General features: G+C 44.3%; 18 protein-coding genes and 1 pseudogene. 11 read left to right on the top strand and 8 right to left on the bottom strand.

The features are described 5' to 3' along the window. Positions 1-227 precede the first annotated feature (227 nt). The 5 genes from IM509_RS17070 to IM509_RS17050 all read left to right on the top strand — a co-directional run bounded on the left by IM509_RS17070 (position 228) and on the right by IM509_RS17050 (position 6,149). Positions 228-1,853 (top strand): dipeptide ABC transporter ATP-binding protein, encoded by a 1,626-nt coding sequence (locus IM509_RS17070; protein WP_072924573.1) that lies wholly within the window; start codon positions 228-230, stop codon positions 1,851-1,853. Positions 1,854-1,908: 55 nt separating this feature from the next. Then, positions 1,909-2,154, top strand: a complete 246-nt coding sequence (locus IM509_RS17065) for a hypothetical protein (protein ID WP_072924570.1) — start codon at positions 1,909-1,911, stop codon at positions 2,152-2,154. Beyond that, complete coding sequence (locus IM509_RS17060) at positions 2,148-4,283, top strand: glycosyltransferase (RefSeq protein WP_185237937.1); 2,136 nt, start codon at positions 2,148-2,150, stop codon at positions 4,281-4,283. The genes IM509_RS17065 and IM509_RS17060 overlap by 7 nt, the downstream gene beginning before the upstream one ends. Before the next feature lie 312 nt (positions 4,284-4,595). Further along, positions 4,596-5,561 (top strand): M48 family metallopeptidase, encoded by a 966-nt coding sequence (locus tag IM509_RS17055; RefSeq protein WP_185237936.1) that lies wholly within the window; start codon positions 4,596-4,598, stop codon positions 5,559-5,561. 321 nt (positions 5,562-5,882) lie between these two features. Then, positions 5,883-6,149 (top strand): DUF6761 family protein, encoded by a 267-nt coding sequence (locus IM509_RS17050; protein WP_002739044.1) that lies wholly within the window; start codon positions 5,883-5,885, stop codon positions 6,147-6,149. Between the two features lie 194 nt (positions 6,150-6,343). On the opposite strand, the gene dacB is transcribed toward IM509_RS17050, so the two are convergent. Then, on the bottom strand, positions 6,344-7,234 hold the full coding sequence (dacB, locus tag IM509_RS17045) for a D-alanyl-D-alanine carboxypeptidase/D-alanyl-D-alanine endopeptidase (RefSeq protein ID WP_002787010.1): 891 nt from the start codon (positions 7,232-7,234) through the stop codon (positions 6,344-6,346). A gap of 274 nt (positions 7,235-7,508) precedes the next feature. On the opposite strand from dacB, the gene IM509_RS17040 reads away from it, so the two are divergent. The 3 genes from IM509_RS17040 (at position 7,509) to psbM (ending at position 10,014) form a co-directional block, all read left to right on the top strand. After that, positions 7,509-8,489 carry an ABC transporter ATP-binding protein gene (locus IM509_RS17040; RefSeq protein WP_052275945.1) on the top strand — a complete coding sequence of 327 codons (981 nt, stop codon included), beginning with the start codon at positions 7,509-7,511 and terminating at the stop codon, positions 8,487-8,489. Between the two features lie 188 nt (positions 8,490-8,677). Next, positions 8,678-9,793: a universal stress protein gene (locus IM509_RS17035; RefSeq protein WP_185237935.1), complete on the top strand. Its 1,116-nt coding sequence runs from the start codon at positions 8,678-8,680 to the stop codon at positions 9,791-9,793. A 113-nt stretch (positions 9,794-9,906) separates the two neighbouring features. Beyond that, complete coding sequence (gene psbM, locus IM509_RS17030; RefSeq protein WP_002745897.1) at positions 9,907-10,014, top strand: photosystem II reaction center protein PsbM; 108 nt, start codon at positions 9,907-9,909, stop codon at positions 10,012-10,014. Between the two features lie 74 nt (positions 10,015-10,088). On the opposite strand, the gene IM509_RS17025 is transcribed toward psbM, so the two are convergent. The 3 genes from IM509_RS17025 to prfA form a co-directional block, all read right to left on the bottom strand. After that, complete coding sequence (locus IM509_RS17025) at positions 10,089-11,609, bottom strand: pentapeptide repeat-containing protein (RefSeq protein WP_185237934.1); 1,521 nt, start codon at positions 11,607-11,609, stop codon at positions 10,089-10,091. Positions 11,610-12,025: 416 nt separating this feature from the next. Beyond that, a complete protein-coding gene (gene argJ, locus IM509_RS17020; RefSeq protein ID WP_002780712.1) occupies positions 12,026-13,267 on the bottom strand; it encodes a bifunctional ornithine acetyltransferase/N-acetylglutamate synthase in 1,242 nt (413 codons plus the stop codon). 343 nt (positions 13,268-13,610) lie between these two features. Further along, the gene (prfA, locus tag IM509_RS17015) at positions 13,611-14,711 is read right to left on the bottom strand and encodes a peptide chain release factor 1 (protein ID WP_052275942.1); all 1,101 of its coding nucleotides are present in this window, start codon (positions 14,709-14,711) and stop codon (positions 13,611-13,613) included. A 549-nt stretch (positions 14,712-15,260) separates the two neighbouring features. Here prfA and IM509_RS17010 point away from each other — a divergent pair. Continuing rightward, positions 15,261-17,414 carry a polyribonucleotide nucleotidyltransferase gene (locus IM509_RS17010; protein WP_072924553.1) on the top strand — a complete coding sequence of 718 codons (2,154 nt, stop codon included), beginning with the start codon at positions 15,261-15,263 and terminating at the stop codon, positions 17,412-17,414. 342 nt (positions 17,415-17,756) lie between these two features. On the opposite strand, the gene rpsN is transcribed toward IM509_RS17010, so the two are convergent. Further along, the gene (gene rpsN, locus IM509_RS17005; RefSeq protein ID WP_002740009.1) at positions 17,757-18,059 is read right to left on the bottom strand and encodes a 30S ribosomal protein S14; all 303 of its coding nucleotides are present in this window, start codon (positions 18,057-18,059) and stop codon (positions 17,757-17,759) included. Positions 18,060-18,179: 120 nt separating this feature from the next. Here rpsN and IM509_RS17000 point away from each other — a divergent pair, with 120 nt between their 5' ends. Continuing rightward, on the top strand, positions 18,180-18,719 hold the full coding sequence (locus IM509_RS17000) for an NUDIX hydrolase (protein ID WP_002776703.1): 540 nt from the start codon (positions 18,180-18,182) through the stop codon (positions 18,717-18,719). Here the strand turns inward: IM509_RS17000 and IM509_RS16995 are convergent. Further along, entirely contained in the window at positions 18,712-18,894 is a 183-nt protein-coding gene (locus IM509_RS16995; protein ID WP_002743955.1) for a hypothetical protein, read from the bottom strand. The genes IM509_RS17000 and IM509_RS16995 overlap by 8 nt on opposite strands. A 186-nt stretch (positions 18,895-19,080) precedes the next feature. Here IM509_RS16995 and IM509_RS16990 point away from each other — a divergent pair, with 186 nt between their 5' ends. Then, the gene (locus IM509_RS16990; RefSeq protein WP_052275940.1) at positions 19,081-21,306 is read left to right on the top strand and encodes a glycosyltransferase family 2 protein; all 2,226 of its coding nucleotides are present in this window, start codon (positions 19,081-19,083) and stop codon (positions 21,304-21,306) included. A gap of 588 nt (positions 21,307-21,894) precedes the next feature. On the opposite strand, the gene IM509_RS16985 is transcribed toward IM509_RS16990, so the two are convergent. Beyond that, a complete protein-coding gene (locus tag IM509_RS16985) occupies positions 21,895-25,650 on the bottom strand; it encodes a Calx-beta domain-containing protein (RefSeq protein WP_287717226.1) in 3,756 nt (1,251 codons plus the stop codon). A gap of 24 nt (positions 25,651-25,674) precedes the next feature. Further along, positions 25,675-25,899 (bottom strand): annotated as a pseudogene (locus IM509_RS16980) (LVIVD repeat-containing protein); the annotation flags it as partial. Positions 25,900-26,058 lie beyond the last annotated feature (159 nt).

Genomic DNA, 26,058 nt, shown 5'->3' with positions numbered 1-26,058 from the left:
GTGTGGCATACTTGACCCTAAGTAGGTAGGCGTTAAAAATTATCAGATGCCCCCCTTATTAAGGGGGGACTAAGGGGGGATCGGCACCCCCCTTATCAAGGGGGATCCCCCCGCCTATCGGCACCCCCCTTATCAAGGGGGGCAGGGGGGATCAGAGGCAAAATCTATCTTCGATTTAATTATAACTACTTACTTAAGTCCTAACTTTTATCGTTACCGATCGCGTCATGTTGGAAATTAAAGACCTAAAAATTGCCTACCCGACCGAATTAAGTTCTCCCTCTTGGGCGATCGATGGGGTATCTTTTAGTATAGGCAAAGGGGAAACTCTGGGATTAGTGGGTGAATCTGGTTGTGGAAAATCGACTATAGGTAAGGCTATTTTAAGGTTATTACCTAATCGCACTCATGTGGAAGGTGAGATTACCTTTGAAGGGCGATCGCTTTTATCTTTATCTAGCAAACAGTTAGAAAAGTTTCGCGGGGAAGCGGTGGGATTAGTGTTTCAAGATCCGATGACGCGACTGGATCCACTGATGACTATCGGCGATCATTGTGTGGAAACTTTGCAAGCCCATCGAGCAAATTTAACCTATCGTCAAGCTAAAAGTCAAGCTTGTACTGTCCTAGAAAAAGTGAAAATTCCCGCTAATCGTTGGTCCCAATATCCTCACGAATTTAGCGGAGGAATGCGGCAAAGAGTGGCTATTGCTTTAGCTTTATTATTAAACCCTAAGTTAATTATTGCCGATGAACCCACCACCAGTTTAGATGTGACGGTTTCGGCGGAAATTCTGCGGGAATTAAAGCGTTTATGTAGCGAGGAACAGATGGGATTATTGTTAATTTCCCATGATTTAGCAATGGTGGGAGAATATTGCGATCAATTAGCGGTGATGAAGGGGGGCAAAATTGTCGAATCGGGAGCGGTAAAAACAGTTTTTAATACACCTCAACACCCCTACACCCGTTCTCTTTTAGCCGCTGCTTTACACTTACAGTTAAGGGAGGAAAAATCAACAGCAATTCAAGGCAAAGAAACGGTGTTAAAGGTGGATAATTTAAAACAGTATTATACCCTAGAAGGTAACTTTTTAGATAGTTTTTTCAAAAAAGAAAAGAAATTTATTAAAGCGGTGGATGAAGTAAATTTTGAACTTTATCGAGGGGAAATCTTCGGTTTAGTTGGGGAGTCGGGATGTGGGAAAAGTACCCTATCGAGAACCCTGTTACAGTTAATTAAACCCACTGGGGGAAAAGTGGAATTTTTAGGCGAAGATTTAACCCCGTTGTCCAGGGAAAAAATGCGTCCCAAACGGCGCTTAATGCAGATGATTTTTCAGGATCCCCTCGCTTGTCTTAATCCTCTGATGACAGTGGGAGAAAGTATCGCCGATCCGCTTTTGATCCATCAAAAAGTTAGTCTAGAAACGGCTAAAGAACAGGTTTTAACAATGTTAGATCGAGTCGGTTTAACACCAACAGAAGAATTTTATCGACGCTATCCTAGGGAGTTATCGGGAGGACAACAGCAAAGGGTAGCCATTGCTCGCGCTTTAATTACTCGTCCAGAATTAGTTATTTGTGATGAACCGGTTAGTATGCTTGATGCTAGTGTCCAGACACAGGTTTTAGAGTTAATGTTAGAGTTACAAAAGTTATTTAATCTCACTTATTTGTTTATAACTCATGATCTTTGGTTAGCGAGATTCCTCTGCGATCGAATTGCGGTGATGACTGCGGGTAAAATTGTTGAAATGGGTGACACTGAACAAATTTTTAGCCATCCCCAACACCCCTACACTCAAAAATTAATCGCCGCAGCCCCGAGAATTTATCCCGATAGCAACTAAAATCGCTCTAGGGGTTTATAATTGTTATTGTCTAGATATGGTTAGAAAAGACAAAATGGCCAGACAACTTCAGATAACTCTCCCTGAAGATACTATGCAACTTCTCGATCGATGGTTGCCAAGTAGTGATTATCCTGAAAAAGAATATAATAATTTAATTAATGAAGCGATTAAATTATATATTATGGAACAACCGAGAAACTACCTCAAGCAACAATTAAAGGAAGGAGCTATTGTTAGAGCGGAAAGAGATTTAGATTTAGCACAAGATTGGGTTTCTCTAGAGGATTATTTATGGTAATAATGATTATTTTCAAAGTTAAAAAACTGCTCAAAAAATTTGTCTTTAGTCTCCAAGAGGAAGGGTGGAAACCAGCACTCAAAAAGACGAAACGAAAAATTATTAAAATTCTCACAGGAAAGAGTTCCTCTGAATTTGAAGAACAGGTGATCGAAAGTGCTAAATTGGCCGAACCCCGACCCCTAGAAATTGCCAGCAGTGACAATCCTTTAGTCTCGATTATTATTCCTGTTTATAACCAATTTGCCTACACCTTTAACTGTTTGGAATCCTTGAGTGTTAACCTAAGTTCTGATTTAGCCTATGAAATAATCATTGTTAATGATGCTTCTAGCGATGAAACCCTAGAACAATTAGCCACTTTAGTTAAAGGAATTAAAGTATTAACTAATGCAGAAAACTCTGGTTTTATTCGTTCCTGTAATTATGGGGCTAGTCAAGCAAAAGGTCAATACCTATATTTTCTCAATAACGACACTCGTATTCTGGAAAATTGTCTAGAAAGTTTAGTGAAATTAATCGTCAATAATCCCCAAGTTGGTGCGGTGGGTTCCAAGTTAATTTATGCTAATAGTAAACAACAAGAAGCGGGGGGAATTATCTGGAATTCTGCCGATGGTTGGAATTATGGACGCTTAGATAGTCCCGATGAACCAGAATATAATTATGTGCGTCCCGTGGACTATTGTTCGGGGGCTAGTTTATTAGTTCCTACGGATTTATTTAAGCAATTAGGTGGTTTTTGTCAAGACTTTATCCCCGCATATTACGAAGATACAGACTTATGTTTTGCCATCCGAGAATTGGGTTATCAAGTCCTCTATCAACCCCAATCTAACGTTATTCACTACGAAGGAATCACCTCGGGAACAGACCTTTCCAGTGGGATCAAACAATATCAAGTTATTAATCAAACTAAGTTTCGAGAAAAATGGTCAAAGGTATTAACTAAACACCTAGATAACGATGCTAATAATGTACCCAGAGCTGCCCGAAGTTTACAAGGAAAACCGACAATTTTAGTCATTGACTCCTACGTTCCACTATACGATCGAGAGTCCGGCTGTGTGCGTTTATTAAATATTCTTAAGCTACTGCTCAATTTAGGCTATTCAGTGATTTTCTTTCCCGATAATGGCTATCCTGAACAACCCTATACTTCCGTTCTGCAGCAGCTAGGAATTGAAGTTATTTATGGCACACCGCAAAGATATAATCTAGAAGAAAAATTAATCAAATATTTACCTCTGATCGATGGAGTTTGGTTGTGTCGTCCCGAATTGTGCGATAAGTATATGGATTTAATTCGCTTAAAAACAAAAGCACCAATTATTTATGATACAATTGACCTGCATTTTCTGCGTTTAAAACGGCAAAAAGACTATCTCGATCCCAGTTATCAAAATACTAGCTGGAGTTGGGAAACCTATCAGAAATTAGAGTTAAACTATGCTAATCAAGCGGAAGCAACCGTGGTAGTAACAGAAGACGAAAAGCAGGTTTTATCCTCTTTAGGAGTGAAAAATGTTTGGGTAATCCCCAATATCCATGAAGAAATTTCCCTGTCAGAAAAAGTTGCTTTTGACCAGCGATCGGGGTTAGTATTTATTGGTAGCTACAATCACCCTCCTAATATTGATGCAGTTAAGTGGTTATGTTTAGAAATTATGCCCTTAGTTTGGGTATCCCGTCCTGACATTACTGTTAATTTATTAGGAAGTAACCTCAAGGATGAAGTAAAAGAATTGGCCAATGATCAAGTGATTGTTACCGGTTATGTCCCCGAAGTAGAACCCTATTTTCAAAAGAGTCGGATTTTTGTTGCTCCCCTGCGATTTGGTGCGGGAATGAAGGGTAAAATTGGTCAAAGTCTTTCCCTCGGATTACCCACTATTACCACAAGAATTGGTGCCGAAGGTATGGGATTAATTGACCACCAAGATGTTTTAATTGCCGATACTGCCGAGGAATTTGCCCAAGCAGTGATCGAACTCTATGATAATATGGAATTGTGGCAAAAACTCGCCGATAATTCCCTAGAAACTATTAAGAGATACCAACCAGCTACCGTGCAAACTAACCTCCAAGCTTTGTTATCAAATCTAGGAATTGTTGCCAAGGATAGTTAACAAGAAAAAAGCTCATTTCTCCCACAGGTCTATTCTATGTCACCGAAATCAAATCAACTTTGGAATCCGCAATTTTGCAGATGTATCAAGCATTTGTATAGGATCAATTTAGGACAAATTTTGACTTTTTTTGTTCTATAAATCTCTTGCATAATTAATTTTTGAGGTTTCAAAAACGGCAAAAATAAGGATCAAATGGCATAAAATATGTAAATAGAGCCTTTAATTGCTTATTATTCATTCTTAATTGTCCTGACTCCTGACTCCTAACCCTAACAACAATTTTTGATTTTTACAAGAGGTTTTATTAATATGCCAAGTTATCCTGATATTTCCAGTCAAGCTTTTAAACATCCCCTAGATCAGCAAGCTGAACAGGCCTTAAGATCAGTTCCAGGGTTTGACTTATTAGCGAAAAGTTTTTCCGAATATCTCTATGAACGTCCCCAACAAATTTTATTAATGGGCAATGATTTAAAAGTTGGTCCTCGTCAATACGCCACTTTATACGGCATCTATCGCCAATGTCTGCGGGATTTAGATATGTCTCCAGAACCGAATCTTTATGTAAGTCAAAACCCTTTAGCCAATGCCTATTCTTTGGGTTCGGAACATCCCTATATAGTCTTTAATACTGCCCTTTTAGACCTCTTAGATGAAGAAGAAATTCGAGTAATTCTTGCCCACGAATTAGGTCATTTAAAATGCGATCATAGTATTTTAATTCAAATGTCTTTTTGGGTGATAGGGGCGGCTAATTTGCTTGGGGACATCACTTTAGGACTAGGAAAAGCCATTACTACCGGTCTAGTTTATGCCTTTTATGAATGGCGCAGAAAAGCCGAATTATCGGCAGACAGGGCCGCTTTATTAGTTACCGATGATTTAAATTTAGTCCTGAGAACTTTAATGAAATGTGCAGGAGGAAGCCAAAAATATCTGAATGAATGTAACTTAGAAGAATTTATTCGCCAAGGGGAAGCCTACCGACAATTAGACCAAGATAACTTAAACCAGATTTATAAATTTATCATTTATAATGGCGGCAATGGTTCCTTTTTAACCCATCCTTTTTCCGTAGAAAGAGTGCATTATCTACAGGAATGGTTTAACTCGGAATCCTATCGTCAAATTCGCCGGGGAAACTATGCCAAAATAGGGGTAAAAAGCTCAATTAATGTTGATGCTAATGATAGCGAAAGCGAAAGATTGCAGCGACAAATAGCAGCACTACAGGCAGAAATTGAACGGGCAAAAAGACAAAGAAACCATGAATAACCAATAACAGCCCATAAATCAGCCAAATCAGCCAAAAAAGGTGAGCAACAAGCGATCGCTAAATATTAGTTTTCCTGATTGATCAGCTGTACTGCATCTAAACTGCGTATTGGGAATTTTAGTACAAATGCTCAAACTTCCTCTCCCTGCTCCGGCGCTGACTGATTACTGATTACTGATTACTGATCACTGAAAATGCGCTCGTCTGTGTTTTGGCGATTTGGTCGGTACAATAGAGATAGGGGAGACTGAGAATAGCAATTCTCCCTGGTATTATCTATACACACTTACCCCCACTCTCTTTTTTTTGTTCTACTGCCCATGCTCCAAGATACCCAATCCATTCGTTACTATCAAAGACTAACCGATGACATGGTGGATCTTTGGCACCGTGGCTCGCGTTTTGATGAGATCCGGCTATATGTAGAAGGCTATTTAGCCTGTTTACGCGATTCTAGTTCCATAGAACCCTATCTAATTCATCGTCTCGAAGAAGAAATATTTCGTTTTCTGCGAGATCCTTCTAATTTTGAATATCTCTCCCCCCAAACCCAAACCCAAACTGAAGCAGATTATGGCTATTATTAACCCCATCTCGGGTTAAGGGAATTTGGCCATCAGTTCCGCAAAAAAAAATCGGATTGACTCGCGAGAATCGCCCCGGGATTAGACCTCTTGCATAGAGAAGAATTCAGGAGTTAGGAGTCGGGAGACACAAGGGAAATCCTTACCCAATCGGGTTTTCACTAACTGTCAGGACAAATGGGTATTTTACGGGAGAGCTACTGAGCTTGACAGGAACGAGATTGGGTCATCTGTAGAACAATAGTATCGATCGCTTTCACCAGAGCCTGTCCGGAAACCCGTTGATTATTAACGATAATGCTAAATAACATCGGTTCTTGGTTGGGGTTTTCTAGATAACCCGATAGGGCCCGCACACCGGTAAGAGTGCCAGTTTTAGCGTAAACTGTGCCAGTAGCAGCCGTCTGACGCATTCGGTTTCTCAGGGTGCCACTAATTCCCGCTACCGGTAAGGAAGCATAGAAAGTGTCTCGATTAGGAGAATAATACATCACCCGCAAAATTTCCACGATCGAGCGGGGAGTAGCGGTATTACGGCGGGATAATCCTGAACCATCGGCTAAACGAAAACCACTGGGATTGATGCCCAATTGTGCCAAGATGGCAGTAACACTTTTAGAACCGCCGATAAAGCGAAAAAGAGTGTCAGCGTAGAAATTATTACTTCTCTGATTAGTGATATTCACCCAATCGCGCAGGGATTTTTTTTGAATTGTCGTTTCCGGGTTCATCGCTTGTAAAGCGGCAGCCGTGGTAAATAACTTTGTATTAGAAGCAGGGATAAAATAGCGATCGGCGTTATGACTATAAATAACCGTTTGGCGATCAATAGATTCGATTAATATACCCCACTGATTGGGAGCTTGACCGATAATTTTATCGATATTTGCCCCAATCAATTGAGTACAGGTATTATTATTGGTGTTATTGTTTTCTGGCGGGGGAACGTATAATTCTATGGATTCGTTCGACGAGGAAGGAGCGGGATAAACAGACAGATTAACTTGAGCGATGCTAGGGTAAGCCAAGGCGATAGTGGCTACACTGGCCACTGTCAGCGAATTGAGGCTATTGAGGATTTGTTTCATGCTGTGTTTGTCTAAGAGTCTGGTTTCCTTAAGCGTTCGCACTATTGTACCAGTTGCTGCTCAAGTGTCAAAGTTACCTGTCTAACAGATTTTAGCGGCTAATGCACACCAATGCCAGAGAAGAAAGCTGGCAATAGCCCGCACTGATACCCCTTCTCAAGACCGGTTGGAATTTTTCTGGGTTCCAAAACCGGGCTATTTTGATACTGTTGACATTGCTGCTGACAATTTGGGGATAATAAAAGCAAAGTGTAGGAAGAGGGATATCAGACCCATGTATTCTGTCTCAGATGACTCCAAAACAATGACGAATACCAGCCGTCAAACTGTGCTAGAGACGTTAAACTTACAAAAAACTTATCGGACGGGATTCTGGTTAAATAAAAAAATCGAATCCTTGAAAAACTGTACTTTAATTGTCCATGAGGGCGAAACCTTTGGATTATTAGGCCCGAACGGGGCCGGCAAAACCACGCTCTTAAAAACCCTTTTGGGGATTGTCCGACCCACTTCCGGACGGGCCTTGATTCTCGGTCAACCAATTGGCGATCGCTCGGTCAGGCAACGCATCGGCTATCTTCCTGAAAATGCCTACTACTACGACTATCTCACCGGCTGGGAATTCCTACAATTAATCGCCGGCATTTTTCAAATTCCCTCTTCTGTGCAGAAAAAACGCATTCCTGAATTATTGGATTTAGTGGGATTAGACCGCAAAACTGCCCAGAAAAAACAATTGCGTCAATATTCTAAGGGAATGATGCAACGGATCGGTATAGCTCAAGCATTAATCAATGATCCGGAATTAGTCTTTCTCGATGAACCGATGTCGGGACTGGACCCTATCGGTCGCTATCAAGTGCGGGAAATTATTCAATCCCTCAAACAACGGGGGAAAACCATCTTTTTTAACTCTCATATTCTCTCCGATGTGGAACAAATTTGCGATCGCATTGCCCTGTTGGCCCGGGGAGAATTACTCTGTGTCGGTTCCCTCGATCAAATTCTCGGTCGTGCTGATGTCTATCAGGTGATTGTTCAAGGGGGTAGAGAAGAGCAACTACAGCAATGGATACTCGGTTTACATTGGCGCGATAATTTTTGGCACGGACAATTACAGGGAGAACCCGCTGCTTTTCTGGCTGCCCTGCCTAGTATGGATGCTCGCTTGATTAGTCTTAATTTAGCTCGTGCTTCCCTCGAAGAATTTTTTATCGACCAATTACGTCAGCGCGGTATTACCTCTAGTCAATAGGCTCTTCTGGTTTCTGTGTGGAAACGAGGTCTATACCGATAGAATATCCGCAAAATAGTCCTAAAAGTTTTGCCCAATAAGCACTTCAGGGTTCCATAAGCAAAAATTATCACACAAAGTCGAGAAGAGCCGTCAATAGGCACTTTCATTATTAATCTACAAGGTAAGTTGCCAAAAAGGAGACAATTGTGCGACGGGGAAGACATAAAATTTTTATCGGGATGGCTCCGGGAGTCGGGAAAACTTACAAAATGCTGGAGGAGGGGCATAGTCTCAGAAAGCAGGGAACCGACGTGGTGATTGGACTGCTCGAAACCCACGGCAGAAAAGAGACCGCCGAAAAGGCCGAGGGATTGGAAATCGTACCGAGAAAAATCCTAGAGAAAGAGGGATTCACTCTCTCGGAAATGGATACAGAAGCGATTATCGCCCGCTCGCCGCAGCTGTGTCTGATCGATGAATTGGCCCACACGAATGCACCCGGTTCGGAGCGAGAGAAACGCTTTCAGGACGTGGAGATAATTTTATCCCGGGGAATCGATGTTTACTCGACCGTGAATATCCAGCATATTGAGAGTTTAAACGATCTGGTTGCCCGAATCACTGGGGTGGTGGTGCGGGAGCGAATACCCGATCGAATTTTGGAGGAAGCTGATGAAGTGATCGTGGTAGATGTCACCGCTGAAACCCTAGAGGAAAGATTATTAGCGGGAAAAATCTACACTCCCGAAAAGATCCAACCATCTTTAAATAATTTCTTTCGACGGCGCAATTTAATCGCCCTCCGGGAACTCGCCCTGCGTGAAGTGGCCGATACAGTGGAAGAAGAAGCGAGTAATTCGACATTTATCGGTCAATTCTGTCCCGTTCACGAACGGGTATTAGTCTGTGTTTCCACCTATCCCAACTCTTTACGATTATTACGTCGAGGAGCGCGGATAGCGGGGTATATGAATGCGGAATTTTTCGTGATTTTCGTCGATAAACCCGATCGCTTTCTCACCAAAGAGGAGGCTTTACATATCGAAACCTGCGAACGTTTATGTCGGGACTTCGAGGGGAAATTCTTACGGGTTAAAAGCTATCAGGTGGCATCAGCGATCGCCGAGGTGGCCGAGCGCGAACGAATCACCCAGATCGTGATCGGGGAGAGCCTTCAATCGCGCTGGAAGCGTTTAATCAAAGGTTCTTTCACCCAAAAACTCATGCGCCTGATCTGGCAGAAAAATATCGATCTTCACATCATCGCCACTGATCCAAAAGTACCAGTTAAAGACGCGCCGGCCAAGGGGGTGAAAAGGTGACTACCTTTCTGCCACTTCCCCACTCCCCCTCTCAAATCAGCAACGCCCTCTGGGATGATATTCTAGGAGTTAATCTTTAATGCAAATCCGTTGTCACTTAAGGGAGTTAACTCATGCAGGTAAATAATCTCGGCTTTATCGCTAGTATCCTATTCGTCCTAGTCCCCACGGTTTTCCTCTTGATTCTGTTTATCCAAACCAGAGAGGAAACCGAGGGTTAAATTCCTTCCCTATCCCTATTTTTCCTAAAAACCCCGGTGATTTCTTGAAGTCATGCGGGGTTTTTTCGCTTCAATTAGGGGAAAGTGCTAGTTTCGTCTCCAGTAAGCATTTCACGATTCCATAAGCAAAAATTATCACACAAAGCCGAGAAGAGCCTCGGATTTGGCGGATCTGAGTTTTTGTCCCTTTTGAGTTTCTCGATTTCTCGTTGATTGGCTTCCCGGTCAGCAACCACCCATAATTGTTTATCTTCATCCCACTTGGCTTCCGTGTATATTGCTTTTTCCCAAGAGCAGGCCGATTTAATTTGTTCTGGATTAAGACCCTCGGCTCCGTTGAGGAAGGCTCCCCTGAGGAAGGCTCCGTTGAGGGAGGCTCCGTTGAGGTTGGCTCCGATGAGGAAGGCTCCCCTGAGGAAGGCTCCGTTGAGGGAGGCTCCGTTGAGGTTGGCTCCGTTGAGGTTGGCTTCTTCGAGGTTGGCTTCGATGAGGAAGGCTCCGATGAGGAAGGCTCCGTTGAGGTTGGCTCCGTTGAGGTTGGCTCCGATGAGCTTGGCTCCGATGAGGTTGGCTCCGTTGAGGTTGGCTCCGTTGAGGTTGGCTCCGTTGAGGTTGGCTCCGATGAGGTTGGCTCCGATGAGCTTGGCTCCGTCGAGGTTGGCTCCGTTGAGGTTGGCTCGGTTGAGGTTGGCTCCGTCGAGGTTGGCTTCTTCGAGGAAGGCTCCGTTGAGGTTGGCAAGGTGGAGGCTGGCTCGGTTGAGGTTGGCTCGGTTGAGGTTGGCTCCCCTCAAATTTGTCCGACTTAAATCAAGAATTTTAATTTTATTAGAGTCAGTTGTTTCAGCCAAATTATCCCCTTTACGCCGCCCGATTACCGTTAAAGCGGCCTGAACTGGAATACTCACGGAAGGGAGCTTTTCTGGGGTCTTCTCTCTTTCCTCCGCCTCCGGCTTCAGTTGTCTCTTATTCGAGGGAATGGGGGAATTTTTACGAATGTAGGAAGTCAGCACTTCCATAATTGTCCATTGATCCTTGGGAGAATCTTTGGCAATTCGCTCTAGGGAATAAATGCCGCCAATTACCACCTCCTCTTTACCACTACCGATTTGCTCGACAGCTTTCGAGAAGCGCTCGGTAATCAGACGTTGCTGAGTCAGTTGCATTTCCGCTTGAGAATTGAAATAATTGACAATAAGCCCAATTCCTGCCAAAAGGGTAGCAATTAATCCCAGGGCAGAAATAATCGTTTTGACCACATCAATGGCAAAGGTGCGGCTGTCTTTGTCTTCACGGGCAAAAAGCCCCGGTATTTGCTGAAATAGCCAGAAGGGAAAGATTAGCAGTTTCCAAGCAACTCTGACAAGAGACTGGAGCGATAGCAACAATCTTTTAATTAGCCTTTTTCCCCCGCGATAGGGCATTTTTAGATTCCAAGCAAGAATCGCTCTGGGATGTTGGCTCAAATATTCTTTCGCTTGCTGCCAGTCATCTATCTCATTGCCTTCTTTACCCGATGCCAGCCGTTTTTGATAAAACTCGTAAGCCTTGATCTGGTGCAATTCTAAAGGAATTCGTGGTGATTTTTTCGGAACCATGCAGCGTTTTCCCCGCCAATAGATGGATTTTGCCAAGGGACTGAGGGACTGACAAAACTGTTTTCGAGACCGGTTGAAAAGAAGTAAGTAGGTAGGCGTTAAAAGTTGTCAGATGCCCCCCTTATTAAGGGGGGATTAAGGGGGGACTAAGGGGGGATCGGCACCCCCCTTATCAAGGGGGGCAGGGGGGATCGAACCTAAAATCCATTTTTAATTTAATTATAACCAGCTACTTACAATCCAACCATTAAAGTTTATCTGTTAATCGGGTAATCGGCTCTCTCGGCTGCTGTGTAATCAACAGGATCGATCATCGAGATTGTCGGTATAGACTAGATCCTAACGTCAACCGTTGATCAAGCTGTTGGGCTACAATCCAGCAAGGACAAGAGAGCCTGTTTACAAAACCGATCGCTTTAAGTGGTGTACTCGGCGTTAATTTTGACGTAATCGTAACTAAGATCGCAACCCCAGGCCGTACCTGTTCCCGAACCGTTACCGATACAGATAGACATTAAAACGGTATCTTCTCGTAAATAAGCCCCGCTTGCTGCCGCTTTCAGGTAATTACTGGCACTAGCTCGATCGAACGCCAGAGGTTGACCATTTTCCATCATCACGAAGTCGCCTAACTTGATTTGTAGGTCTTCTTGATGGAAGACAACCCCGGCCCGGCCCGCGGCCGCCGCAATTCGTCCCCAGTTGGGATCTCGACCGAAAACCGCCGATTTTACTAGGGAAGAACCGGCAATGGTGCGAGCAATCTGACGAGCGGACTGATCATCGGCCGCCCCCGAAACCCGCACTTCCATTAAACAGGTGGCTCCTTCCCCATCCCGGGCGATCGCTTTGGCCAGGTATTGACAAACTTCCGTTAACATGGCCTCTAACTTTTGGGCATCCCGGCCCATTTCTGTGATCGCTGTGGTGCGCGATTGACCGTTAGCCAAGGCGATCAGACTGTCATTGGTACTGGTGTCCCCATCCACCGTGATCTGATTAAAACTTTTATTAGCCGCCCGACTTAACATATTTTGCCAGAGAACCGTCGATACTGCGGCATCACAGGTAATAAAGGAGAGCATTGTCGCCATATTCGGGTGAATCATCCCCGATCCCTTGGCAATTCCCCCAATTGTGACCGGACGACCATCAATAGTGGTTTGCAAGGCGATCGATTTGGGGACTAGATCCGTGGTCATAATCGCCCGGGCCGTGCTTTCGCCACCATTTTCCGACAATAAACCTGCTAAGGTCGGTAAAGCGGCGGTTAACGCATCCATGCGAATCCGTTGCCCGATCACTCCCGTAGAAGCCAGCAAAATTGCATCGGCGGGAATCCCTAAAACTTGGCTCAAGGCGGCGGCACTATCGAGAGCGTCTTGCCATCCAGCTTCCCCCGTGGCGGCGTTTGCTTGGCCAGCATTACACAAAATCGCCCTGGCGCTGGCTTTGGTTTGGAGGCGTTGACGGCAATAATCGACGCAAGCGGCCCGCACTTGACTGGTGGTAAAGACTCCTGCGGCGATCGCTTCTGTTTCCGAGACAATGAGGGCTAAATCGGGCAAACCGGACGGTTTTAGCCCCGCGGCCATCCCTGCGGATTTAAATCCTTTTGGGGCCGTGATCCCCCCCTCTATTTCCTGCCAATCGGCCATTTTCTCCCGTCTCCTACTCAAATTCGACAATCGATTATAGCAAGTAAAAAACACCTGTTGTAAAAATCAAAAATCTTCGGTTAGGTGAGGAGTCAGGAGTCAGTAGTCAGTAGTCAGGAGAATTAAGAATGAATAATTCACAGATTCTAGGCAATTTAATCCTTATTTTTGCCGTTTTTGAATCCTCAAAAATTAATTATGCAAGAGGTTTAATGAATAATAATCAATTTTGAACTGCGAAAAATTAATCATGCACGGGGTTTGACCGTTGCGGGTTGGCCAGAGGAGAGTGGGGAGCATAAATAAAAATAATCCAGGAGTCTCGGAGTCTCCTGTGTCCTGATTAAGCTGTCTCTTGGGCAGCGGCTAATTCCGCCAGTTTTCCCTGTTGATCCTTGGCGATACAGGATTGAATCACATCTTCGATATCGCCGTCTAAAATGCGATCGAGGGAAAAATTCTGATTTAAGCGATGATCGGTGAGACGATTATCCTTATAGTTATAGGTGCGAATTTTTTCCGAACGGGAACCGGTTCCCACCTGAGAGCGCCGCATGGAACTGACCGCTTCCTGTTGTTCCTGTAACTTCATATCGTACAGTTTCGCCCGGAGAATCTGCATAGCTCGTTCCCGGTTTTGCAATTGCGATCGCTCTTCGGTGCAGAAAACCCGGATTCCCGTGGGTTTATGGATTAAATCGACGGCAGTTTCCACTTTATTGACATTTTGACCGCCTGCACCCCCGGATCTAGCCGTGGTTAACTCAATATCCTTGGGATCGATATGCACTTCCACATCGTCCACTTCTGGCATAATCGCCACGGTAGCGGTGGAAGTGTGGACGCGACCACTCGCTTCCGTCAGAGGAACCCGCTGCACCCGATGGACTCCCGCCTCAAATTTCAGCTTACTATAGACGTTATCGCCTTTAATCTCTAAAATTGCCTCTTTAAATCCGCCCATATCCGCCGGAGATTCACTCAAAAGGCTAACTTTCCAGTTTTGAGTTTCGGCATATTTTGAGTACAAGCGAACTAAATCCCCCGCCCAAATACTGGCCTCATCACCTCCGGTCCCAGCGCGAATTTCTAGCATGATATTCTTTTCATCGAGGGGATCCCGGGGCAGCAGCAGAATGGTTAATTGGTCTTCCAAAGTGGCGATTTTTGCCTCTAATTCTGCCACTTCTAGGGCGGCCATTTCCCGTAATTCGGGATCGCCGGCGGATTCTTTGAAGATTTGTTTCGCACCGATTAAATCCTCTTGACTTTTTTGCCAAATTTCGTAAGTGTTGACCGTTTCCTCTAGGGAAGCGCGGGATTTGGCCAGACGATGCAATTCACCCGGATTACCGGTGACATCGGGATCCGCTAGACGACGGGTTAATTCTTTGTAGGTCTGTTCTACAGATTGCAGTTTGTTTAGTAAATAACTTTCAGCCATAATCGATAATAAATAGGGTTAAACGGGGTTAATGGGAAGATAAACCGCAAATTCACTGGAATAGAAGCGTCTAACAGATAATAGAGACGCAATCCTTTTAATTGTCTTAATTTTCTTGGTTTGGGGTTCTTCGAGCCTAGAAAAATCCCGCCCAACTGCTGAGAGTCAGTCAGTTTTGCTAATACTTAGAAATATTTTTGGGCCAGCAAGCGGCAAGGGAAGACATTTTTTTCTTAACCAGATTATTCCTATATCTGAAACTATCATTTTTTGGCTGGTTTGAGCAAGTAATCTTAAATCCTGTTTAAAAGCAGGGTGTGGGGAGACCACTTCGTGCGCGTTGCGGGGGGAGATGGGGAGATGGGGAGCTTTTTTGCTGTGATCGGTAAACGGGAAAGAGTAATCAGCGAACTGATAACTCAACTCTGATAACTGATAACTGATCACTGATAACTGATCACTGAATACTAAACCTGTCGGAAAGGGGGACAAAAAATGCTAGGATTGCCACAGCACAGAGAAAAGCGAAAGAAAGGAATATAACTTTACATGGAAGAGTTTGACAAGTCAATATCCTTTGATGGCAGGGATATTCGACTAAAAATAGGGCTTTTAGCCCCCCAAGCTGGCGGTAGTGTTCTGATCCAATCGGGAGAAACGGCAGTTTTAGTGACAGCAACCACCGCCAAAGCCAGAGAAGGAGTAGATTTCCTGCCCTTGACCGTTGATTACGAAGAAAGATTATACGCCGCCGGGCGCATCCCGGGAGGATTTTTGCGTCGTGAAGGTCGTCCCCCGGAAAAAGCAATTCTGACCGGTCGTTTGATCGATCGCCCCCTGCGGCCTCTATTCCCCAGTTGGCTACGGGATGATATTCAGGTGGTCGCTACGACCCTCTCGATGGATGAGGAAGTACCCCCGGATGTTTTGGCCGTTACCGGGGCTTCCGTGGCGGTTCTGTTGGCAGGGATTCCCTTCCAAGGACCGATGGCAGCGGTGCGCGTCGGTTTACTAGGGGATGAATTTATCATCAATCCCACCTACAAGGAAATCCATAACGGAGAATTGGATCTAGTGGTGGCCGGTAGTCCCGAAGGGGTGGTGATGATCGAAGCGGGAGCCAATCAGTTACCGGAACGGGATATTATTGAGGCGATCGATTTTGGTTATGAAGCGGTCCGCGACCTGATCACCGCTCAACGGGAATTGATCGATCAGTTGGGTATTCCCCTCGTCACCCGAGAAGCGCCGGTAGTAAACGAAACCGTGCATAATTTCCTGAAAGAACAAGCTAAAGAGGAAATTAAACAGATTCTCTCTCAGTTTACCCTCAGCAAAACCGAACGGGATGAGAAATTAGAGGCGATCGAAAATCGGATTAAGGAAACTATAACCGCTCTTCCCGATGAAGATCCCTTAAAAGCTCCAACCCTGGAAGAGCCAAAGTTAATCGGTAATCTCTTTAAGGATCTGACCAAAAAACTGATGCGCGCCCAAATTATCGAGGATGGGGTGCGGGTTGATGGTCGCAAACTGGACGAAGTACGCCCGATTTCTTGCCGGGTGGGAGTTTTACCCCGTCGGGTTCACGGTAGCGGTTTGTTTAATCGCGGTTTAACCCAAGTGCTTTCGATCGCCACCCTTGGCACCCCCGGTGATGCTCAGGATTTGGGGGACGACCTCCATCCCGAAGATGAAAAACGCTATCTTCATCACTACAACTTCCCACCCTTTTCCGTCGGTGAAACCCGTCCGATGCGTTCTCCTGGCCGTCGAGAAATCGGCCACGGTGCTTTAGCGGAAAGGGCGATCGTACCTATCCTTCCCCCCCAGGAGGAATTTCCCTATGTGCTGCGGGTGGTGTCGGAAGTCCTCTCTTCTAATGGTTCCACCTCCATGGGTTCCGTGTGCGGTTCTACCTTGGCACTGATGGATGCCGGTGTTCCCCTGAAAAAACCCGTTAGTGGTGCGGCCATGGGTTTAATTAAAGAAGGGGAAGAAGTGCGGATTTTGACCGATATACAAGGTATCGAGGATTTTCTGGGAGATATGGACTTTAAGGTGGCTGGCACTGATTCTGGCATCACCGCTCTCCAGATGGATATGAAAATCCCCGGTTTAACCATGGAAGTGGTGGCCAAGGCGATCGAACAAGCTTTACCGGCCCGCAAACATATCCTAGAGAAGATGTTAGCGACCCTAGAAAAACCCCGCACGGAATTATCTCCCCACGCACCCCGGTTATTGACGATCAAGATCGATCCAGATCTGATCGGGTTAGTCATCGGGCCAGGTGGTAAGACGGTTAAAGGGATTACTGAACAGACCGGCACAAAAATCGATATCGATGACGATGGGACTGTGACTATTTCCTCTACCGATGGGGAACAGGCCGAAAAAGCTAAACGACTGATCTACAATATGACCCGCAAACTCAATGAGGGTGAGGTCTATCTCGGTCGTGTGACTCGCATTATCCAAATCGGCGCTTTTGTGGAAGTTTTGCCGGGGAAAGAGGGAATGATCCATATTTCCCAATTGGCCGAGGGACGCGTCGGTAAGGTCGAAGATGAAGTGGCCGTGGGGGATGAGGTGTTAGTTAAGGTACGGGAGATCGATAGTAAAGGTCGTCTCAATCTCACCCGTCTCGGTATTCATCCCGACGAGGCCGCCGCTGCCCGTAAGGCTGCTACTGTAGTCTAGGTGAATTTTTTGTTCATGGTTAACTCTCGATCGCTCGATCGAGAGTTTTTGTTTAGGGCTTGCTGAATAAATGTGAAATGTAGGCAAGGTAAGGGTTTTGTGGCTTTTCTGGCGAAACAGCTGCAAGATTTTGAGAGAATCGTGCTTCAAAACCTGGCATCTTGAGCGGCGATCGCGTCCTGTAGGGGCGAAGCATTCGGGCAATAACCTATCGGTGAAACCGTAGATTTTCTATCCGAATGCTTCGCCCGTACTTTTTGCCGCAAACCCTACCTAAAAACGGCAATAGAGACGCAAAAACCACGCCTCTATCCCGGTATTTTCCCTAGATATTGTTTCTGACTACCAGCTAGACTTGACCACACCGGGTAAAAGACCTTGGTGGGCCCATTCGCGTAAAACGTTGCGGGATAAACCAAAATCGCGATAGTATCCTCTCGGTCTGCCGGTCGTTAAACAACGGTTGCGGTGACGACTAGGAGCGCTATTGCGGGGTAATTCCTGTAATTTTTGGTGAATTGCCAGTTTTTCTTCAAAATCTTCGGCGGTGCGGAATTGTTCTTTTAGTTCCGCTCTTTTAGCTTCGTATTTTTGTCTGAGACGAGCGCGTTTTTTCTCGCGTTCTACCATCGATTTTTTTGCCATGGGGTTTCTCGAAAAAGATTTAACCTGTAAAGACAGCATTTCCCATTATAACCTGAAACACCGGTGACAAAGGTGACATTTGTTGATATTAATTCTTAAAGTCCTAGTTGCAAATTTTCTATGTCTGAATCGCCTCAATTGCTCCAACAACGTCTTTTTTATCAAGGTCGGGTCTTTCAATTTGAAGTCTCGAAACTGCGTTTACCTAACGGTGTCGAGGGAGAATGGGAATGTGTCCGTCATCCGGGGGGTGCTTTAGCAGTTCCAATTACCAAGGAAGGTCAATTGGTTCTAGTACGTCAGTATCGATTTAGTTTGCAAGCTCGAATTCTGGAATTTCCCGCCGGAACGATTGATGAAGGAGAAGACCCTGCTACGACGGTAAAACGAGAATTAGAGGAAGAAGCGGGCTATCGGGCGCATAATTGGCAATCTTTGGGTAAATTTGCCTTGGCACCGGGTTATTCCGATGAATATATCTATGCTTTTCTGGCCCAGGATCTGGAAAAATTAAGCTTGCCCCCCGCTCAAGATGCCGATGAAGATCTAGAAGTGGTTTTTATGAGTTTTGAGGAAATGGAATCAGCGATCGCCAGAGGAGAATCGATCGATGCTAAAACTATTACTAGCTTCTATCTGGCCCGTTTAGCTCTTAATTAATCTTTTCAATCACCGCTTGTCCTAGTTGAATCAACTCAAAACCGATAAAAAGGCTTAAAATCACAGTGACAGCTTGATTAAGTAGGGGTATATTGCCTTTACCGAGAACAGAAGCGACGAATTTGACCACAACTAAAACGAGAGCGCTAACAATGGCGATTTTGACGGCTATCATAGACTAATTTTTCCTCACGGTTAACCAGATTATACTATTTTCAGACTTTTTCTGGCTAGTTTCATCTTGGGTTTGATACAAAATTTAGCATTTTGGTGGAGAGCGCTCCTGTCATTGCCAAAAATGTCCTGGTTTTTGTTAAGAATTGTAAAATGTAGTTAGATTTATTTGATCAGAAGGAGATTCATGTCTAACCAAGAATCGATTTTTCCATTCCCTCAAAAACCAGTGTATTCCTCCCCATTCAAGTCGATTTTAGCGATAATATCAGTTATCTTAATTATGTTAGCAGTGATCGGCGGGCTAATGATGGTCAGTTTATCATTATCTTGGCCAGAACACAATATTTATCGATTACTCCTTGGCTTAGTAGAAGATTTTTTTAACCCCCTTGCTTGGATTAAAGTTCCCACGGTTGCTCATAGCTATCAATTATTCTTACCCACGGTTATCCTGCTAATTTTTACGCAGTTAATCATGTTCTTGTCTCCGCATCCGCAAGTTTGGTCAAGATTAGTCATTATTTCTATCACTCTCGCTATCACCCTGCGCTATCTAATCTGGAGGATTCTGGAAACCTTAAATCTTTCTACTCCTCTCAATGGCTTTTTTAGTTTACTGCTTTTAGGCTTTGAGATGATGGTTTTAAGTGGTAGCATAATTCAGTTAGTTTTAGTCTTAACCACGAAAGATAGACGCAAAGAAGCTGATTTTTATAGCCAAGCAGTGATCAATAAACAGTATTTGCCCACGGTAGATATTCTGATTCCCACCTATAATGAGCCAGCCTTTATCTTAAAAAGAACTATTATCGGTTGTCAAGCCCTTAATTATCCCCATAAAAATATTTATATCCTCGATGATACTCAGAGATCAGAAATTCATCAATTAGCAGAAAAATTAAATTGTCATTATCTGACTCGTCAGGATAGAAAAAATGCTAAAGCAGGTAATTTAAACCATGCTCTCAGACAAACTCAAGGGGAATTAGTGGTAGTTTTTGATGCAGATTTTATCCCTTGTCGGAATTTTCTAGAAAGAACTGTTGGCTGGTTTCAAAACCCTAAAATTGCCCTAGTGCAAACGCCCCAAAGCTTTTATAATGCCGATCCTATCGCCCATAACTTAGGTTTAGAAAATATCGTTACTCCCGACGAAGAATTATTTTATCGTCATATCGAACCAGCTAAAGATGGGGTGGGTAGTCCTGTCTGTGCTGGTACTTCTTTTCTTGTCAGAAGAAAAGCCTTAGAGGAAGTGGGATATTTTAATATAGAATCTATTAGTGAAGACTATTTTACTGGGATTGCTATCTCAGCGAAAGGTTATGAAGTTATTTACTTAAATGAAAAACTCAGTGCTGGTTTATCTGCTGAAAGTTTATCAGCTTATTTACTGCAAAGATTGCGCTGGGCAAGAGGAACTTTACAGGCCTTTTTTATCAAAGCTAATCCCCTAAAAATTGCGGGACTAACCCTACCCCAAAGATTGGCACACTTAGAAGGAATTTTATCTTGGTTTTCTCCCTTAGCTCGTTTATTTTCTCTGCTGATTCCTCTCCTTTATACCTTTGGTTACATCGTACCTTTGAACATTACCATCGATGAGACAATCTATATCTTTTTACCCTACATGATGCTGCAGTTAGCCACTTATCACTGGTTAAATTCTCGCTCGCGCTCAATTGTTTTTTCTGAAGTATTATCGATGATTATTTGTGTACCAACATCCCTAACAGTTCTCCATGTTCTTTGGAAACCCTTTGACAAAGGATTTCAGGTGACACCGAAGGGACTTGCTCGCCAAGATTATCAATATAATTGGCACTTATCCTACCCATTGCTGTTTTTTCTCACTATTACTTTAATTAGTATTTTCTTTAATTTACACCATCACAATTATCAAGAAAGTCCCCTAAATTTTGGCTTGATTTTGGCTATATATAACGTGGTTATTATCATGACGGCTCTGGTGGCTTTATTGGAAGCTCCCCTCACCTTAGAAACTCAATACCAATTGCTGGAATCTCCTGTTAACTTGATCACAGAATCGGATATAATTATACAGGGCAATCTGAAAAAACTTTCGGAAATAGGAGCAGAAATTAACCTGAGGGAACCCATCTACTCAGAAAAATTACTCCTAGATATTTTAGGGGAAGATTTGCGCCTATCTGCTCATCTAGTCAATCTAGAAAAACGAGGCAAAATCTGGCAAGCAACCCTTAAATTCCAGCCACTTATCCTATCAGACCAGAGAAAATTAATTACTTTTTTATTCTGTCGTCACCAGCGCTGGCCACTGAAAAATACGGCAGGAGAATTACAATCCCTTTGGTTGTTAATTATCAGCTTTTTTCGGGGTATAGTCTTGATTTTTCGGGCAATTCTGAATCGAAAAACAGCCCTTTAGTTCAGTCAAAAATCGAAAATACTTAAGTAGCTGGTTATAATTAAATTAAAAATAGATTTTAGGTTCGATCCCCCCTTAGTCCCCCCTTGATAAGGGGGATGCCGATCCCCCCTTAGTCCCCCCTTGATAAGGGGGGTGCCGATCCCCCCTTAGTCCCCCCTTGATAAGGGGGGTGCCGATCCCCCCTTAGTCCCCCCTTGATAAGGGGGGTGCCGATCCCCCCTGCCCCCCTTGATAAGGGGGGTGCCGATAGGCGGGGGGATCCCCCTTGATAAGGGGGGTGCCGATCCCCCCTTAGTCCCCCCTTGATAAGGGGGGTGCCGATCCCCCCTGCCCCCCTTGATAAGGGGGGTGCCGATCCCCCCTGCCCCCCTTGATAAGGGGGGTGCCGATCCCCCCTTAGTCCCCCCTTGATAAGGGGGGTGCCGATCCCCCCTTAGTCCCCCCTTGATAAGGGGGGTGTCTGACAACTTTTAACGCCTACCTACTTAAGAAATATGTAACTAATAAATGGCGGGGGTAGCTGACAATTTTTAACACAGAAAACGGGTTTCTCCGAGAAAACCGTTTTCTAGGTGACTTAGAAACTTAAACAAAGAAATTACCCACTGGAATGCTCCCTAAAGCTGGTAAAGTCCCAGTAAATCCGGTGATATTTATTAATAAATCATTGCTGGATTGGAAGCCAGCCGTGCTATCATTAATAACGAGGTAAGTTCCAGCTATTGCACCGGTTGTTACCTGCACTAAGGCGGCACTATTAACCCCTAATCCTTGATTACCTGTAATCGCTCCATTAGCATCAGTAAATACCTGATTGATTAAATTCTGTAAAGTGGTGACAGTGCTATTAGCAGCACGACTGAAATTGCTAGGCGCACTCGTGGCGTTTCCAGCTTGAGTTAATAAGTCGATTTTATCACTATTGATGGCAAAATCTGTGATACGATCGCTTGTTGATATGGTAGATTGACCAAATTGGAAGACGAAGGTATCTGCACCTAAACCACCGGTTAAAGTATCAGCACCGTTAGCGCCATTGATTTGATTATTGCCACTATTTCCTGTGATTTTATTGTTACCAGCGTTACCTGTACCATTAACATTATTACTGCTAATTAGTCTGAGGTTTTCCACATTGTTGGGTAAGGTGCGAGTAAGACTGGTTTGCCAAGTATCAGTAATGATAACTTCTCCTATTCCTCCTTCGGGATTGATGGTAGCATTAACCGGATTGGAGAGGGTGACGGTGAAGACTTCATCAGGTTCATTAAGGTTATCATTGAGGAGGGGAATGCTAATAGTAGCGGTGGCAGTATTAGGTGCAATGGTGATAGTTCCGGTTTTGCTAGTGTAATCTACATCGGCGGTAGCATCAATGGGTCCAGTGGTATAGTTGAAGGTAATTGGTTGTGGATTGGGGTTATCAACTGTGACGGTGAGGATGGCATTATTATCTAAGCCTTCGACCACGGTAATATTATTGATGGAGAGTTGGGAAAAGTCGTCATTGGTAATTGTCCCCGTCACTGGGGTAGTTGTCCCAACTGTATAACCTGTCCCCGCAGCAAGGGTTAAAATGACAGTCTCGTCACTTTCTACTATTGTGTCAGGAGTGGGGTCAACTGTGACGGTAGCAGTCGCTGAATTAGCAGCAAAGGTGACGCTGGTGGGAAGTAAAGTGTAATCGCTTCCATTGGTTGCTGTCCCTTCAACTGTATAGTTGACGGTTAAGGGATTAGTTGTATCTCCTGTGCGCATGAAGATGTAGATGAGATTACTTGTCCCATCTTCGGTAACACTACTAGGAGAAACCGCAAGAGTAACACTGGGAAGGGTGACATTGGTAATTGTCCCCGTCACTGGGGTGGTGGTCCCTACTGTATAACCTGTCCCCGCAGCAAGAGTTAAAATGACGGTTTCATCAGTTTCTACTATTGTGTCAGGAGTGGGGTCAACTGTGACGGTAGCAGTGGATGAACCAGCAGCGAAGGTGACTGTATTATTAGTCCCTGTACGAGTGTAGTCGGTATTAAGAGTAGCTGTCCCTCCCAGGGTGTAATTGACGGTTAAGGGATTAGTGGTTACTCCGTTACGGGTGAAGGTATAAATCAGATTTGTTGTCCCGTCTTCGGTGACGCTTGCGGGGGAAACTGCAAGGGTGACACTGGTATCATCATTAGTAATTGTTCCCGTCACTGGAGTAGTCGTACCTACTGTATAACCTGTCCCGGTCGCGAGAGTTAAAGCAACGGTTTCGTTACTTTCTACTATTGTGTCAGCAGTGGGGTCAACGGTGACGGTAGCAGTGGATGAACCAGCAGCGAAGGTGACTGTATTATTAGTCCCTGTACGAGTGTAGTCGGTATTAAGGGTAGCTGTCCCTCCGAGGGTGTAATTGACGGTTAAGGAATTAGTGGTTACTCCACTACGAGTGAAGGTATAAACCAGATTTGTTGTCCCGTCTTCGGTGACGCTTGCGGGAGCAACTGCTAGGGTGACACTGGTATCATCATTAGTAATTGTCCCCGTCACTGGAGTGGTGGTCCCAACTGTATAACCTGTCCCGGTCGCGAGAGTTAAAGCAACGGTTTCATCAGTTTCTACTATTGTGTCAGGAGTGGGGTCAACTGTGACGGTAGCAGTGGATGAACCAGCAGCAAAGGTGACTGTATTGTTAGTCCCGGTACGAGTGTAGTCGGTATTAAGGGTAGCTGTCCCTCCGAGGGTGTAATTGACGGTTAAGGGATTAGTGGTTAATCCACTACGGGTGAAGGTATAAACCAGATTTGTTGTCCCGTCTTCGGTGACGCTTGCGGGAGCAACTGCTAGGGTAATATTACTTATAACATTACCGACACCGAATAATTGAACCGAATCAATTTCTTCCCAAGTGCTAGTATCATGATCAATATCAACGTTTATTTTTGCGCCAACAACCAGATAATTAGTTGGCTGAAAATTGACTCTAAAATTGACTGGATTTCCTGGTAAGCTAGGATCAATTCCAGACCAAATAGAGCGATAAACACCTTGATTATCTAATAAATCAATGCTTCTGACAAATCCATTTCCACAGGTTTCACGAATTTCTATACCGTCAGCATAAACTGGTGTAGAAAAACCAAGGGTGATAAATTCATCAGCTTGTGCATCTCCATCACCATTTGATGTGGATGGGGCCCATGATGTTGGAATATCTCCATAGCTAAAAGTATTGGGTTGACCTAAAGCTTGTTCTGCACTCCATGAAGATGAAGAATATTGAGAACTAAAAGCAATAACACTAGAAGCATATTGTCCAGTTGCAGAAGCGTTGGTAATTGTCCCCGTCACTGGAGTGGTGGTCCCAACTGTATAACCTGTCCCGGCAGCGAGGGTTAAAATGACGGTTTCGTTACTTTCTACTATTGTGTCAGGAGTGGGGTCAACTGTGACGGTAGCAGTGGATGAACCAGCAGCAAAGGTGACTGTATTATTAGTCCCGGTACGAGTGTAGTCGGTATTAAGGGTAGCTGTCCCTCCGAGGGTGTAATTGACGGTTAAGGAATTAGTGGTTAATCCACTACGGGTGAAGGTATAAATCAGATTTGTTGTCCCGTCTTCGGTGACGCTTGCGGGAGAAACTGCAAGGTTAATAATAGGGGGTTCATCATCATTAATTGTCCCGGTAACTGGAGTGGTGGTCCCAACTGTATAACCTGTCCCGGCAGCGAGAGTTAAAGCAACGGTTTCGTTACTTTCTACTATTGTGTCAGCAGTGGGGTCTATTGTGACTTTAGCAGTGGTAGCATTAGCAGCGAAAGTCACTGTCCCGGTGGTAATGGTGAAAGTTGCTGCACCGCTTTGGGTGTAATCTGTACTAAAAGTAGCTGTACCCCCAACTGTATAGTTAACGGTTAAAGCATCGGTTGTTACTCCGCTACGGGTGAAGGTATAGGCCATATTAGCTGTCCCATCTTCACTAACACTGCTGGGAGAAATAGCAAGAGTAACAGTTTGTGGGTTGGTAAACTCACTCACATCAATAATCTTTAAACCACCATCCCTATCAGCTACATAAGCATAGTTCCCGACTACTTGTACATCCTCAGCAAAGCCAGAAGTATCATAATTATCCTTAAAGGTGGGGTTTGTCGGGTTGCTGATGTCGATGATTTGCAGTCCTGAATACTCATCAGCTACATAAGCATAGTTACCGACTACTTGGACACCATAAGCAAAGCCATCAGTATCATAATTACCCTTGAGAGTGGGGTTTGTCGGGTTGCTGATGTCGATGATTTGCAGTCCTGAATCCCAATCAGCTACATAAGCATAGTTACCGACTATTTGTACACCCAAAGCCCTGCTAGAAGTATTATAATTACCCTTGAGAGTGGGGTTTGTCGGGTTGCTGATGTCGATGATTTGCAGTCCTGAATCCCAATCAGCTACATAAGCATAGTTACCGACTATTTGTACATCCCGAGCAAAGCCAGAAGTATCATAATTACCCTTGAGAGTGGGATTTGTCGGATTGCTGATGTCGATGATTTGCAGTCCTGACCCCCAATCAGCTACATAAGCATAGTTCCCGACTATTTGTACATCAAAAGCAAAGCCAGAAGTATTATATACTTTGCACGGCTACAACTTGCATTTTTTACTCAAGGACAATAATATAGTTTAAGAGTCATAATTAGAAGCAAAGCACTCATTAAAAACATGATTAACCTAGAATTCACGGAAGAAGAAAAGAACTCACTGTAT

The sequence above is a fragment of the Microcystis sp. M31BS1 genome, assembly GCF_020245285.1.
GTDB lineage: Bacteria > Cyanobacteriota > Cyanobacteriia > Cyanobacteriales > Microcystaceae > Microcystis > Microcystis panniformis.
The sequence above is the reverse complement of the archived record's forward strand: the minus strand, read 5'-3'. Positions and strand labels throughout refer to the sequence as shown.